The 14,709-nt window shown below is 64.8% G+C and carries 13 protein-coding genes; 6 read left to right on the forward strand and 7 right to left on the reverse strand.

Translation table 11 applies throughout. The features are described from left to right. The 4 genes from CN311_RS28695 to CN311_RS28710 form a co-directional block, all read left to right on the forward strand. Window positions 1-931 (forward strand): COG4223 family protein (locus CN311_RS28695; protein ID WP_425351105.1); only part of this gene is annotated, 931 nt, incomplete at its 5' end. A 16-nt stretch (window positions 932-947) separates the two neighbouring features. Beyond that, entirely contained in the window at window positions 948-2,555 is a 1,608-nt protein-coding gene (locus tag CN311_RS28700; RefSeq protein WP_097576994.1) for a heme biosynthesis protein HemY, read from the forward strand. Window positions 2,556-2,595: 40 nt separating this feature from the next. After that, complete coding sequence (locus CN311_RS28705) at window positions 2,596-3,075, forward strand: tellurite resistance TerB family protein (protein WP_097576995.1); 480 nt, start codon at window positions 2,596-2,598, stop codon at window positions 3,073-3,075. Window positions 3,076-3,092: 17 nt separating this feature from the next. Then, window positions 3,093-3,803 carry a glutamine amidotransferase gene (locus CN311_RS28710; RefSeq protein ID WP_097576996.1) on the forward strand — a complete coding sequence of 237 codons (711 nt, stop codon included), beginning with the start codon at window positions 3,093-3,095 and terminating at the stop codon, window positions 3,801-3,803. An 11-nt stretch (window positions 3,804-3,814) separates the two neighbouring features. Here the strand turns inward: CN311_RS28710 and CN311_RS28715 are convergent, their stop codons facing one another. The 7 genes from CN311_RS28715 to CN311_RS28745 form a co-directional block, all read right to left on the reverse strand. Then, window positions 3,815-5,053, reverse strand: a complete 1,239-nt coding sequence (locus CN311_RS28715; protein WP_097576997.1) for an MFS transporter — start codon at window positions 5,051-5,053, stop codon at window positions 3,815-3,817. 158 nt (window positions 5,054-5,211) lie between these two features. After that, window positions 5,212-6,312, reverse strand: a complete 1,101-nt coding sequence (locus tag CN311_RS28720; protein ID WP_097576998.1) for an aminotransferase class I/II-fold pyridoxal phosphate-dependent enzyme — start codon at window positions 6,310-6,312, stop codon at window positions 5,212-5,214. A gap of 67 nt (window positions 6,313-6,379) precedes the next feature. After that, window positions 6,380-6,844, reverse strand: a complete 465-nt coding sequence (locus CN311_RS28725; RefSeq protein WP_097576999.1) for a Ros/MucR family transcriptional regulator — start codon at window positions 6,842-6,844, stop codon at window positions 6,380-6,382. A 146-nt stretch (window positions 6,845-6,990) separates the two neighbouring features. After that, window positions 6,991-7,695: an ROK family protein gene (locus tag CN311_RS28730; protein ID WP_097577000.1), complete on the reverse strand. Its 705-nt coding sequence runs from the start codon at window positions 7,693-7,695 to the stop codon at window positions 6,991-6,993. Window positions 7,696-7,712: 17 nt separating this feature from the next. After that, window positions 7,713-9,089: a glucose-6-phosphate dehydrogenase gene (zwf, locus tag CN311_RS28735; protein WP_097577001.1), complete on the reverse strand. Its 1,377-nt coding sequence runs from the start codon at window positions 9,087-9,089 to the stop codon at window positions 7,713-7,715. Window positions 9,090-9,104: 15 nt separating this feature from the next. Next, a complete protein-coding gene (gnd, locus tag CN311_RS28740; RefSeq protein ID WP_097577004.1) occupies window positions 9,105-10,118 on the reverse strand; it encodes a phosphogluconate dehydrogenase (NAD(+)-dependent, decarboxylating) in 1,014 nt (337 codons plus the stop codon). A gap of 31 nt (window positions 10,119-10,149) precedes the next feature. Next, window positions 10,150-12,564 carry a glucan 1,4-alpha-glucosidase gene (locus CN311_RS28745; RefSeq protein WP_097577002.1) on the reverse strand — a complete coding sequence of 805 codons (2,415 nt, stop codon included), beginning with the start codon at window positions 12,562-12,564 and terminating at the stop codon, window positions 10,150-10,152. A gap of 208 nt (window positions 12,565-12,772) precedes the next feature. Between CN311_RS28745 and CN311_RS28750 the strand changes: the two genes are divergently transcribed. Beyond that, complete coding sequence (locus CN311_RS28750; protein ID WP_097577003.1) at window positions 12,773-13,786, forward strand: ABC transporter substrate-binding protein; 1,014 nt, start codon at window positions 12,773-12,775, stop codon at window positions 13,784-13,786. A 50-nt stretch (window positions 13,787-13,836) separates the two neighbouring features. Beyond that, the coding region (locus tag CN311_RS28755) for an ATP-binding cassette domain-containing protein (RefSeq protein WP_133117280.1) at window positions 13,837-14,709 on the forward strand (873 nt) is incomplete at its 3' end.

The raw sequence follows: 14,709 nt of genomic DNA on the forward strand, positions 1-14,709 counted from the left end.
CGGCACTGTATCGCTCGACGGCGTCAACGGCGAAATCGCTTCGCTGAGGAGCGAGATCGCAGGCTTGAAGGAAGCCGGCGGCAACAGTGATGCATCGGCCAAGGTGGACGGGCTGGCGTCGGCGTTGGACCAGGTCAAGACGGATGTCGCGGCGCTGAAATCGGTGGTCGGGCAGGGCGGAGCGGGCGACAATGCCGGGATCGCGGCGCTGGGCGACAAGGTCAAGCAGATCGAAACGGCGGTCGCGGCGCTCGGCCAGGCCGACAATACGGCGCCGGTCGACCTCGGCCCGCTCAACGAAAAGCTGGCCGGGCTCGATGCGGCGCTGAAATCCGCCGGCGAGGCGGCGACGGCGCAGGAAGGCCGGCTTGACGCGCTGGAACAATCGGTGTCGCAGCTTTCCGGCAAGGTCGAGGCGCAGGCGTCGCAGCCGAAGATCGCGCTCGCCATCGCGGCGTCAGCGCTGAAGGCGGCGCTCGACCGTGGCGCGCCGTTCGCCGCCGAGCTCGAGACCTTCGCGGCGATCTCGCCGGATGCGCCGGAGTTAGACGCGCTGCGGCCCTACGCCGAAAAGGGCGTTCCAAAGCGCGCCGATATCGCGGCCGAAATGGAGGCAGCGGCCAATGCCATGGTCGCTGCGGCAACGCCTGTGGACCAGAATGCCGGCTTCCTTCAGAACCTTTTGACCAGCGCCGAATCGCTGGTCAAGGTCAGGCCGATCGGCGCCGTCGAAGGTGCTGGTGCGCCGGAAACCGTCGCGCGCATGGAGGTGGCGGTCAACCAGGGCGACTACGCCAAGGCGCTCAGCGAATACGCTACGCTGCCGGAAGCGGCCAAGGCCGCCGGCGCCGACTTTGCCGGCAAATTGAAGGCGCGCATGGAAGTCGAGACCGCAGTCGATGCGCTGATCGCCGGCGCGATGAAGGCGTGAGATTGAGGAAAACAAGATGATCCGCATTCTCTTTTTCCTCGCCGTCGTCTTCGCGCTCGGGCTCGGTTTCGCCTGGCTGGCGGACCGGCCGGGCGAGATGGTCGTCACTTTCAGCGGCTATCAGTACCAGGTCAGCCTGATGGTGGCGGCGGTGGCCGTGGTCGCCGTCGTTGCCGCGGTGATGATCGTCTGGTGGCTGATCAAGTCGCTGTGGAACAGTCCCTACACCATCTCGCGTTATTTCCGCGTTCGCCGACGCGACCGTGGCTATCAGGCGCTGTCGACCGGCATGATCGCCGCAGGCGCCGGAGACGGCGCGCTGGCGCGCAAGAAGACCAAGGAAGCGGCAAAGCTGATCCGCTCGGACCAGGAGCCGCTGATCCATCTGCTCGCAGCGCAGGCCTCGCTGCTCGAAGGCGACCATGAGGGCGCGCGCGAGAAGTTCGAGACCATGCTCGACGACCCCGAGATGCGGCTGCTCGGCCTGCGCGGGCTTTATCTCGAGGCCGAGCGGCTCGGCGACCGCAATGCTGCCAGGCACTATGCCGGGCGCGCCGCCGTCATGGCGCCGCAACTGGCCTGGGCCGCCGAATCGACGCTTGAGGACTTGACCGGGCGCGGCGACTGGGACGGCGCGCTGAAGCTGGTCGAGGCACAGAAATCGACGCGGCAGATCGAGCGCGATGCCGCCAACCGGCGGCGCGCCGTGCTGCTCACCGCCAAGGCGCAGGCGCTGGCCGACAGCGATCCCGACGCCGCCAGGACCGCGGCGCTAGAGGCCAACCGGCTGCGGCCCGATTTCGCGCCGGCGGCGGTTGCCGCCGCCAAGGCGCTGTTCAGGCAAAATGACATGCGCAAGGGCTCGAAGATCCTCGAAGCGGCATGGAAGGCTGAGCCGCATCCCGAGATCGCCGAGCTCTACACCCACGCGCGGCCTGGTGATGCGGTGCTCGACCGGCTGAACCGGGCCAGGAAGCTGCAGGAGATGAAGAAGAACCATGCTGAATCCTCGCTGACGGTGGCGCGCGCCGCGCTCGACGCCCAGGATTTTTCAACCGCCCGCCGCGAGGCGGAAGCGGCCATCCGCATGGATCGCCGCGAAGGCGCCTATCTGCTGCTGGCCGACATCGAGGAGGCCGACACGGGCGATCAAGGCAAGGTGCGCCAGCTTTTGTCCAAGGCGGTGCGCGCGCCACGCGATCCGGCCTGGGTTGCCGACGGCGTCGTCTCCGAACAATGGGCGCCGGTGTCGCCGATCACCGGCAAGCTCGACGCCTTCGAATGGCGCGCGCCGATGGAGCGGCTCGGCCAGTTGATCGACAGCGACGAGGACAAGCCGGACGGCGTGGTGCCGGTCATTCCAGCGCCGGAGAAGCCGGCGAAGGAAAAGGCGATCGAGCTGACGCCATCCGTTGCCGCCGAAGAGCAAACTGTCGCGACCGAAACGCCATCGCCGCGAAGCGAAGAACAGGTCGCGCCGGTCACGGCGGCCGCCTTTGCCGCGGTGCCGGCCGATGCCGAAGCTGTGGAACCGGCGGAGGAACTGGCGCGCCTCCCCGACGACCCCGGTGTCGATCCGGAAGATGGAGACGAAAAATCGCCACGCCGGTTCCGCTTGTTTTGATCTGGCCCGGAATTGATTCCGGCCTATTGGGAATAGCCATATGTTCGAACGTGTTCTGTCATTTCTGAGGGATTTGCCGGCTGGCGGCGGTGCTCGCAGCAACGGCGATGACCCGCGCATTGCCGCGTCGGCCCTGCTCTACCATGTGATGAGCGCCGACGGTGTGCGCCAGGACGTCGAGTGGGAGCGGTTCAAGGCGGTGCTGGCGGAGACCTATTCGATCAGCGGCGACGAACTCGAGGCGCTGGCCGCGGCCGGCGAGCGCGCCGACAATGAGGCGATCGATCTCTACGCCTTCACCAGCGTGCTGAAGCGCCATCTCGACGCGGATGCGCGCAAGGCCTTCATCGGCCTGATGTGGGAGATCGTCTATGCCGACGACGAACTGCATGAGCTCGAGGACAACACCGTCTGGCGCGTCGCCGAGCTGATCGGCGTCGATCGCCGCGACCGCGTCGAGGCGCGCCGCAAGGCGGCCGCGCAAGCCCCAGGCGCCACCGGAACGTCGAGCGACGAATAGACAGGACGAGCCCGAGCATGCCGCGAAGTCCAAGGCCAAAGATCCTGATCGTGCTGCATCAGGAGAATTCGAGCCCCGGACGCGTTGGCCATATGCTGATCGAGGAAGGTTTCGACCTAGACATGCGCCGCCCGCCGCTCGGCGATAGCTTGCCGGAAACGCTGGACGGCCATGCCGGCGCGGTGGTGTTCGGCGGACCGATGAGCGCCAATGACGAGGACGAGTTCGTCCGCCGCGAGACCGACTGGCTGAACGTTCCGCTGAAGGAGAACCGGCCTTTCCTCGGCATCTGCCTCGGCGCGCAGATGCTGGTCAACCATCTCGGCGGCAAGGTCGAGGGTCATGGCGAGGGGCTGGTCGAGATCGGCTGGTATCCGCTGAAGGCGACGGAGGCTGGCCGCGAGCTGATGCACTGGCCCGAGATGGTCTACCAGTTTCATCGCGAGGGCTTTTCGTTGCCCAAGGACGCGACGCTCTTGGCGACGGCCGACACCTATCCCAACCAGGCCTTCCGCTATGGCGACAATGCCTGGGGCATCCAGTTCCATGGCGAATTGACCAGGGCGATGATGCAACGCTGGGTCGTGCGCGGCGCGCATCGCTTCGAACTGCCCGGCGCCCAGCCCGGCCGCGACCATCTCGGCGGCCGGCTGATCTGGGACATGCATCTCAAGCGCTGGCTCGGCGAATTCCTAGAGCGGATCTTCGGCAAGCCGGCAGCGCGATAGGGAGGTCCGCGTCAGTTTCGCCCGTCGAGGTGGCGCACCTTGCGCAATTGCGGGAACAGCACCGCCCACAATCCGGCGACGATCACGGCCCCGACGCCGCCGATCACCACCGCCGGCACTGTGCCGATCAACGCCGCCATGGTGCCGGCGCGGAATTCGCCGACCTCGTTGGAGGCGCCGACGAAGACCTGGTTGACGGCGTTGACGCGGCCGCGCACCTCGTCCGGCGTCCACAGCTGGATCAGCGTCTCCCTGATATAGACGCTGAACATGTCGGTGGCGCCGAGGAAGGCAAGGGCGACAATCGACAGCCAGGTGAGGGTCGAGAGGCCGAACAGCACCGTGAAGGCGCCGAACGCCGCGACGAAGCCGAGCATGATCACGCCCGCATGGTTGCGGATCGGGTGTCCGGCCAGCCAGACCGCGACACAGATGGCCCCAATGCCAGGTGCAGAGCGCAGCAGGCCAAGGCCCCAGGGGCCGAGTTCGAGAATATCGCGCGCATAGACCGGCAGCAGCGCCGAGGCGCCGGACAGAAGCACGGCGAAGAGGTCGAGCGAGATGGCGCCGAGCACGATCTTCTCGCCCCAGATGTAGCGGAAGCCGGCAAACAGCGTCTCCATCGACGGCTTGTCGGTGGCGGTTCGTTGGGCCGGCTTCGGAATGGTGAAGACCAGCAGGGCGGCCACCGCCATCAGGACGGCGGCGGTGGCATATGCGACCTCTGCCGAAAGACCATAGAGCAGGCCGCCGGCAACCGGGCCGACAATGGTCGCCGTCTGCCAGGCGGACGAGTTCCAGGCAATGGCGTTGCCGAAATCCTCCGGCGGCACCAGATTTGCAAACAGCGAGGACGAGGCCGGCCCGTAAAAGGCGCGCGCCACGCCGAACAAAGCGAGCACGACGAAGATCGGCAGCGGGCTGACGAGACCGCGCAGCGTCAAATACAGGAGGACGAGCGCGCAGGCGGCCTCGATCAATGTCGACAGCGCCATGATCAGACGGCGGCCGAAGCGGTCGGCGACGACGCCGGTGATCAGCACCAGAAACAGCGACGGCAGGAACTGGACGATGCCGACAATGCCAAGATCGAAGGGATCGCGCGTCAGGTCATAGACCTGCCAGCCGACCGCGACGGAGACAATCATGGTCGCGAAAGTGGTGAGGAAGCGCGCCGCCCAATAGCTGAGGAAGGCTTTGTGCCGGAAAGCGGCATAGCGCTGCTCCGGCGAGGTCTGTTCAAGTGTCATGGAGAGAGGCCCCGTTGCATTTACATCGGCTGGCGGGGCACTTCCCTGACGGGCGCTGTTCCGGCCAATGAAACTTGTCAAAGTTCGGGGCGCATATGCGTTAAAATCAGCCTTGGATCAAGCGTTTTTCGGCCTGTTCGCTCGATTGCACGGGGAAGTTACTGCCGCAGCGCGGCGGAAATGGCGTCGAGGCCGCCCTGCAAATCGGCCTCCTTCGGCCAGCCGAAACCAATGCGGAAGAAGCGCTTCGGCATGTCGAACCAGTGGCCGGGTCCGACATAGGTGCCATGGTTCTCCAGCAGGTTCACATAGAAGCGGTCGATCTCGAAACCGGCATCGACATTGAGGCGCGGGAAGCCGACAACGCCGCCCTCCGGCCGCACCCAGTCGGCCAGCGGTTCGCGATCGATCCAGGCTTGGACGATGTCGCGCCGCTTCGCCATCTGCGGCAGCAGCGCCGCAAGGAAATCGTCCCGGCGCTGGAGCATGTTGCGTGCGATGGCCTCGTCGATGACGCTGCCGCAGATGCCGATCTGCTCCTTGGCGGCGAGGAATTTTTCCTGAAGCCCCGTGTCCCTGGTGACCAGCCAGCCGATGCGGATGCCGGGAATGCCGAAGGCCTTGGACAGCGACGAGACACTGATCGCCCGTGCGCTTAGCGACGCCGCCGAAGGCAGGCGCCGTCCATAGGAGAGGTCGCGATAGGTCTCGTCGACCAGCAGATGGCAGTTGCGGCTTTCAGCGAGGCCCACCAGCGCATCGAGGTCGGCCTGGCTCATCATCGTGCCCGTCGGGTTGTGCGGGCACGTGAAGCTGATCAGCCGGGTGTCTGGTCGCATCTGGGCCGCGACGCGCCCGACATCGATGGCGAAGCCCGCGTCGAAGTCCAGATCGACATAGGAGATGGCGCAGCCGATCGCCTTGGGCGTCTCGATGTTGGTGGCGTAGTTGGGCCTGACGACGACGAGGTGATCGCGCTCGGACAAAAGTGCTGTCGAGATGATGAACAGCGCGCCCGCGGCACCGGCGGTGACCAGCACGTCGTCGGGCGAAAGGCCCTCGTCCTGCGCCGCTATCAGCGCCCGCAAATCCTTGTCGCCCCGGTGCTCGCCGTAGAAGAGCGTGAGGTCGGGCAGCGATGGGCCGATATCGGAAAGCTTCTGATCGGCGATCGAGCTTTCGGAGAGATTGTAGCGGATACGGTCGTAGCCGTATTCCTCCGGCGCCTCTTTCTCGATCACCATCCTGGTGTAGTTCATGGCCGCGCTCCCCCCGTCCACCGACGCGAGATCGCCGGCAGAACGACCAAATCCGCTCTCGCCTTGGTCAGGCCGTGGCCTTGGACTTCCTCGTCTTTTTTACCGGCGCCGGCGGCGGGGCGGCCTTGCGGCCGAGGCCGATCGCCTTCGCCAGTTGCGAGCGCGAGGCGGCATAGTTGGGGGCGACCATCGGATAGTCCGATGGCAAGCCCCATTTGGCGCGATAGGCGTCCGGCGTCAGCCCGAAATGAACACCGATATGACGCTTCAGCGATTTGAACTTCTTGCCGTCTTCGAGGCAGATGATGAAATCCGGCGTCACGGATTTCTTGGGATTGACCGCTGGCGTCAACGGTACCGGAGCCGGAACGGCAGGTCGTCCGAGCCCGCCTATCGAGGCGCTGACGCTGGCGATGAGATCGCCGAGGCCGGAAGCCGGCAGGCGGTTCTTTTCGACGTAGGCGGACACGATGTGGGCGGTCAGTTCGAGAAGGTCAATGTCCTTGCGAGCGTCGTTGCTATCGTCGGTCAATCTATTTTCTCCATCCATGGGGCGGCAGAACTCCTAGTCGGCAAATCTGCACAATGCAATGACGCCGCATCACGTCACACATTATTTTGAACAACAATACTAACGGCAGGGCCAGATCAACAGCCTGACCGTAAGCCATCACAATATCAGACGATAAGTGATTTGTCGCGCCACAGTCGAAATCCGCCTTCAAAGGCGCGCGTGTTGTCGCCGCGTCTGGAATCAACAGGCAATTCGTCGAGTTTGTCGACATTGCCGCCGCCGATAACCACATAATCGGGCTGCATGGCGGCGCGCAGCCGATCGACCACGTCGAAGACGTGTTTGCGCCATTTCTTCTTGCCGCGTTTTTCCAGCCCGCGTTCGCCGACGTAATCCTCGAAACTGCCGCCCTTCTTGTAAGGCAAATGGGCAAGTTCCATCGGTTGGGCGACATTGTCGACGATCATCGCGGCGCCCAGACCCGTGCCCAGGCCCAGGAACAGCATGCGGCCGCCTTCATAGCTGCCGATGGCCTGCATCAGCGCGTCGTTGACGACTTTCACCGGCTTGCCGAACGCGGCCGCGAAATCAAAGCCGGCCCAGCCCTTGCCGAGATTGGCGGGGTCCATCAGCGGCCTGTTGTGGTTTACCGGGCCGGGATAACCCATCGAGACGACATCAAACGGTAGGCCATCAGCCAGCGTCATTACTGTCTGGATCATCTGTTGCGGCGTCAGCCCGGGTCCGGAATCGGCCCGGCGCTCCTCGCCGCCGGCGCTGGTCAGGATCTTGACGTGGGAACCGCCAATGTCGATCGACAGCACGATCTTTTCGTTGTTTGCCGTGGCGGGCTTCACCGTCCTGGCCATCCTTTACCTCCAAGCCATTACTTCGATGGGTTGATCCAGCCATTGGGCGGACCGAAACCGTTCATGGCGTCTTCCGGGCCCCAGGTCTTGGGCTCATAGACATGCGGCGGCGTCGCGTCGCCGAGCACCGGGCCGACGATACGCCAGGCGAGTTCGCTGGCATCTTGGCGGGTGAACAACTGGCGATTGCCGTTCATGGCGTCGCCGATCAGCCGCTCATAGGGCGGCATGTCGCCTTTCGACTCGTCGAGCGCCGTCAGTTCGACCTGTTCGCCGATCATGTCGTCGCCGGGCTGCTTGCGCTGGGCGCCGATCGAGATCGCCACCTGCGGGTTGATGCGGAAACGGACGTGGTTGGCGTCACCTGGCTTGATCGGGTCGAAGACGTCGAGCGGCGGCCGCTTCAGCCGTACGATCACTTCCGTGGCATGCACCGGCATGTTCTTGCCGGCGCGGATGAAGAAGGGCACATCCCGCCAGCGCCATGTGTCGACGAGGAAGCGCACCGCCGCGAAGGTCTCGACCGGCGAGTTCGGCGCGACACCGGGCTCGGCTAGATAGCCTTTGAATTGACCGCGCACGACATCGTCCCTGGTCAGCGTGCGGATGGCTCTTAGCACCTGCACCTTCTCGTCGATCAGGTCGTCGGCCGAGCGCCCGACCGGCGGCTCCATGGCGAGCAGCAGCAGGATGTTGAGGAGATGGTTCTCGATGACGTCCCTGATACAGCCGACCTCGTCGTAGAAGCGACCGCGACCCTCGACGCCGAAATCCTCGGCCATGGTGATCTGCACGCTTTCGACGTAGTTGCGGTTCCAGATCGGCTCGAGGAAGGAATTGGCGAAGCGGAAATAGAGCAGGTTCTGGATCGCCTCCTTGCCGAGATAATGGTCGATGCGGAAGATCGATTGCTCGTCGAACACCAGATGCAGCACCCGGTTCAACCAGCGCGCCGACTGCAGATCGTGGCCGAAGGGCTTTTCGATCATCAGCCGCGCGCCATGCGCCGTGCCGGATTGCTCCAGGCCCTGGACGACGGTCTCGAACATGGTCGGCGGCACCGCCATGTAGTGCAGCGGCCGCTGCGCCGATCCAAGCGCTGTCTTCAGTTTGTCGAAGGTCGCCCCGTCGCGGTAGTCGCCGCTGACATAGCGCAATTGCGAGGCGAATTTGGCGAAGATCTTTTCGTCGATCTTGCCGATGGCGTTGACGATGCCGTCACGCGCACGCGCCTGCAGCTTGCCGAGATCCCAGGGGTCGAAGGCGACGCCGATCACCGGCTCGGTGAGGCTGCCCTTGGCGACCATCTGGTAGAGTGCGGGAAATATCTTCTTGTGGGCGAGATCGCCGGTTGCTCCGAAAAGCACCAGCGTGTCGGACCGTTCCTGGCTCATCCTGTTCTTCCCCGCTCACACGCCGGTCTTCGGCTTCTCGACATGGCCGCCGAAGGCAAAGCGCATGGCGGACAGCAGCTTGTCGGCGAATTCGGATTCGCCTTGCGAGGAAAAGCGGTCGAACAGGGCCGAGGACAGCACCGGCGCCGGCACGCCGGTGTCGATGGCCGCCTTCAGCGTCCAGCGGCCTTCGCCGGAATCCGAAACCCGGCCGCCGAACTGGGTCAGCGCGGAATCGCTCTTCAGCGCGCCGGCCGTCAGGTCGAGCAACCAGGAGCCGATGACGCTGCCGTGCCGCCAGACCTCGGCCACCTCGGCAAGGTCGATGTCGAACTGGTAGTATTGCGGGTTTTCCAGCGGGCTGGTCTCGGCGTCCGCCGTGCGCTTGCGTTTGCCCGCATTCGCCGACTTCAGGATGTTCATGCCTTCGGCATAGGCGGCCATGACACCGTATTCGATGCCGTTATGGACCATCTTGACGAAATGGCCGGCGCCGCTCGGCCCGCAATGGAGATAACCAAAGGGCGCGGTTCCGCCGTCCCTGGCCGGAGTGGCGCCGGCATCGGCGCCTGGCGCCAGCGTCGCGAAGATCGGATCGAGATGCTGGACCGCGCTATCGGGGCCGCCGATCATCAGGCAGTAGCCGCGCTCGAGGCCCCAGACGCCGCCGCTGGTGCCGACATCGACATAGTGCAGGCCCTTGGCCGCGAGTTCAGCGGCCTGGTCGACGGCGTCGTGGTAGTAGGAATTGCCGCCGTCGACGATGATGTCGCCGGGCTCCATCAGCGCCGCCACCTGGTCGGCGATCTTGCCGGTGATCGCCGCCGGCAGCATCAGCCAGGCGCTGCGCGGCTTGGTCAGCTTGCCGACAAACTCCTCCATGGAGGCGGCGCCGACCGCGCCATCCTTGACCAGAGCCGCGACGCTGGCCGGGTTGATGTCGTAGACGACGCATTCGTGGCCGTCGCGCAGCAGGCGCCGCACCATATTGGCGCCCATCCTGCCCAGTCCCATCATTCCTATCTGCATGGTCTTGTCCCGGTCGTTTGAGGAATCGAAATCATTGGCCGTCCGACCCATCGATGCCGACGGAAAAGTTGACATTCTCCCATCGGCCGGCATCGGACCAGAGAAAAGTAAAGACGATCGTAGTGCCCGACGGAGCGTCGGCAACCGGCAAATCGGTGATATGGATGCCAAAGGCGTTCCCGGTGGTCCGGCTGTCATGGGCGGTCGCCCAGTTGTCGCGGCTCCAATGGACGATTGCCGGGGCGAGCAATTCCAGCCGCAACACCTTGCCGGCCGGGATGGTGCGGACCTTGTTGTTGAAGCGCCATGTCCGGAACGGCGACACTGTTTTGTCCATGATGTAGCGTTTCACGCCTTGCGGCGGCATGTCGAAGACCGCGCCGTCGCGGAGCGAACGCAGCAGTTTGATATGCTCCGAATGCGCCCAGACCAGCGGCATGGCGCTGCCCGAAGGTCCGCCGCGCCGCAACTCGCGTTCCGGCATGTCGGGACCGTCCCAGACCTGCTCCGGCAGCAGGCCGCCATGCCCGGCCGAGCCTTCAAGCGTCCGGAGCAGGCTCGCCGCCCTGTCCTTGCGCCCCGCCGCCAGCTCGTAATGGGCACGTTCGCCGGCGAGCAGCGGCCAGGCGCGGCCCTGGCCGGTGCCATCGAAGGGCGCGCCATCTTCATGTTCGCCGTAGCCGTCGCCGGTATAACGGTACCAGACCGGCCCTTGCGGCAGGTCGCGGCGCAGCGTGGCGTCGATGATTTTCAGCGTGTCGACGATGCGCGGATCATCGGCGGCTCTCAGGCCGAAGCGGACCAGCGCCAGCGCGTCCGGGCTGACGATCGCCTCGGCCAGCCGGTTGGTATCGCCAGGCGGCCGGTTCTTGATCGGCACATAGCCGTCCTTCGGCGATGCCGCTCCCGCGGCGTCGCGTGGCGCGATGCGGACGTAGTAACCGTTGACGCCAACGTCTCTGCAAAGGGGAGTGCCCGTGACATAGGTCCAGCGCTCGATCTGGTCGTTCCAGATATCGGCGGTTTCGCGCAGGTAGTTTGCCGGCTGATGGTTGTCGCAAGCATCGAATATGTCAGCGGCGGCGAGCAGGGCGGATATCTCGACGGCCAGCGTGAAAGGGCTGTAGCCGGCATCCTCTTCCCAGCGGTCCTCGCCGGTGACGGGGCCATTGCGCATGACATAGGAAGCAGCCCGCTCGATCATCGGCATGAAAGCCGTCAGTTTGGCGCGCGGCAAGTGCCCGGCGCGGCGCAGCGCGTCGGCGAGCAGCAATGGAAAGGCGCATTCGTCCATCTGGATGCCGGGCCAGTAGGCCGTCCCGTCGAGCCAGGCGTTCTGCGGCCAATGGCCGTCGGGCTGCTGGATGGAACGGAGATAGCCGAGAATCTCCAGCGCCTGCTCTGGATCGCCGGCGGCGAGGAAACCGCCGGCGGTTTCGACCAGGTCGCGCGGCCAGACCAGATGATAGCCGCCGAGATCGTCGTCACCCTTGTTGAATCCCCAAGGGATCGACAGGCTGGCGACGGCAGCACCCGGCGTGGCGATCGACCGATGCGCTGCCAGAACCGCCGTGCTGACGCGGTAACTATTGAGCCCGGACGCCGTGTACCGGTCGAGCGGCAGCAGTCCCGCCTGCCATTTGCGCCATTTCTCGACATAGGCCCTGGCTGCCTCGAAGCCCTGCTTCAGGCTGGCGAAAGCGACCTCCGCCGCATCTTGCGGCGTCGCGCCAAAGCCCAGCGCCAGCAAGACCTTCGGAGTCTCGGCGGAAAAGCCGATCTCGCCGGTCAACGCCACATTGCCGTCCTCTGCCCTTTGGCAGGTCGGATCGAGCCGGCCACCGTTCTGCAATTGCTGCCAGCCGTCGGAGATGCCGACATAGCCAGCGGAGCACGTGCCCCACGGGAGGGACGAAGCGAGTGCCAGGCAGACACCGCGTCCCGACGCGAACAGGACAGTCGTTCCCTCGTGGTCGCCGACCCAGGCGGTGTTGCCCATGCCGGCGTTGACGAGATGCGGCGCCAGCAGCGCATAGACGCTGTAGTCGGACGCCCCGTCTTTCAGCAGCGTGAAGCTTATCTCCTGCAGCAGAGCGGGGCGTTTCGGATCCGTAATGATCCGCTTTTTGATCCGGTAGGTACCGTCGGCCGCTGTGTTCAGCAGCCTGTAAGCGGGCACGCCGTCCTCGAATGGCTCGATAGCATGCCCGGCGTCGCGCTTTTCCTCGGAGAAATAGCCGCCGGGGCCGGTGACGATCAGCCCCATATCGCGCGTGCACGCGCTGTCGAGGTGGGGATAGTAGATCTCGTTGAGGATGCCGTGGCTGATCGTGAACCAGACACGGCTGGCCAGGGAAAGCGCGGTGCCGACACCGCTCTTGGCGCTTGAAGTCCAGCGCGCCGGGATTCCGGGCGCGCCCGGCGCGATTGTCGGCGTCACTGCCATCCGATTTTGGCCTCCGGTCCCTTCCCTAGCCCATGAGCCGAGGGCTTTTCAATCGCCGCACCGCAAGTTGATCGTCAACGCCGCCGGATTGCAGTTGACAGCTTGCGAGCCATCTGCATTTGTCTGACAATAGATAAAAAACAGGGACGTGAATTTTTAACAGCCATCAGCAGCCAACAAAGACCTGCGACTCAGGGAGGAGTATGACATGAAGAAAATGCTTGTTTTGGGCGCATTCGCGGCGATGCTCGCGTCAGGCACCGCGTTTGCCGACACCAGCGGCAAGAAGATCGCTTTCTCCAACAACTATGCCGGCAATTCGTGGCGCCAGGCGATGCTCGACAGCTACGGCATCGTCACCAAGAAGGCGGTCGAGGACAAGGTGGTCGCCGCCGCCGACGTCTTCACGACGGCCGACAAGGAAGTGCCGACCCAGGCGGCGCAGGTGCAAAACCTGATCCTGCAGGGCTATGACGCCATCGTCATCAACGCCGCCTCGCCCGATGCGCTCAACGGCGCCATCAAACAGGCTTGCGACGCCGGCATCGTCGTCGTCTCCTTCGACGGCATCGTCACCGAACCCTGCGCCTACCGCGTCGTCGTCGACTTCAAGGACATGGGCAAGCAGGAAATCGAGCAGATGGCCAAGTTCCAGCCCAAGGGCGGCAATCTGCTGGAGATCCGCGGCCTTGCCGGTACCTCGATCGACGATGCCATCCATGCCGGAATCCTGGAAGGTGTCGCCGCCCATCCCGAATTCAAGATCGTCGGTTCGGTCACCGGCGACTGGGACCAGACGACGGCACAGAAGGCCGTCGCGACGATCCTGCCGTCGCTGCCCGACATCGTCGGCGTCGTCGATCAGGGTGGCGATGGTTATGGCGCGGCACAGGCCTTCGCCGCTGCCGGCAAACCACGCCCGACCATCATCATGGGCAACCGCCAGGACGAATTGCAGTGGTGGAAGGAACAGAAGGAAAAGGATGGCTACCAGACCTGGTCGGCTTCCATCGCGCCGGGTGTGTCGTCGCTGGCTTTCTGGGTGGCGCAGCAGGTGCTCGACGGCCGCACCGACATCCCGCACGATCTGCTGGTGCCATACCTTGCCTTCACCCAGGACGATTTCGAGGCGGCGCTGCCGAAAATCCCCAAGGGTGGTGTGGCCAGCCATGAATATACGCAAGAGGACGCCATCGCGGCCATCAAAGCCAACATCAAGTGAGCCCGAGACAATCCTTGCCGCAGGCATCGCCAAACGGATATTGCTGAGGGATGCCGGAGGCCAGTGCAGACATCGTCAGGCTGGACGGCGCCGAAAAGCATTTCGGCGCCGTCCGCGCACTCTCCGGCGTCGACTTTCATGTCGGCGCCGGCGAATGCGTCGGTCTCGTCGGCCACAATGGCGCGGGCAAATCGACGCTCATGCATATGGTGGCGGGCACGCTGATGCCCGACAGCGGACGGATCGCCGTGCGTGGCGGCATCGAGGACCACTATTCGGTGCCGCGCGCGCTTGAGCTCGGCATACGCTGCGTGTTCCAGGAGCTGTCGCTCTGCCCCAATCTCAGCGTCGCTGAAAACACACGTATCAACCATGCCTCGCTCAGCGGCTTCGGCTGGCGGCGCAAGGCGGCCGATCTCATCACCGCCAAGCTCGACGAGATCTTCCCTGGCCACAGCATCTCGGCCGCCGACATTGCCGGCGACCTTTCCATCGGCAGGCGGCAGATGGTGGAGGTGGCGCGCGCCTTCACGGTGACGCAGGATCCGCTCGATCTGGTCATCCTCGACGAGCCGACATCCTCGCTCGATGCGCATACGGCAGGCCAGTTGCTGGCCTTCGTCCGGCGCTTCGTGGCCAGCGGCAAAAGTTGCATCCTGATCTCGCATCTCCTGGGCGAGGTGCTCGGCAATGCCGATCGCATCGTGGTGATGCGGGATGGCAAGGTCGTCGCGTCCGATGCGGCTAAGGCTTTCGACCGCGACAGGCTGGTAACGGCCATGGGCGGCGTGGAAGCGCGGCAGAAGGCCGCAGCCGAGACCGCCAGCAGGCCGGCGCCCGGGCCTCTGCGGGTGCGGGCGCGCCCGGCCAGGCAGGATGACGGCAAGGAGCTTGTCGCGCATGCCGGCGAGATCATCGGGCTT

It is taken from the genome of Mesorhizobium sanjuanii (assembly GCF_002529485.1).
Taxonomy (GTDB): domain Bacteria; phylum Pseudomonadota; class Alphaproteobacteria; order Rhizobiales; family Rhizobiaceae; genus Mesorhizobium; species Mesorhizobium sanjuanii.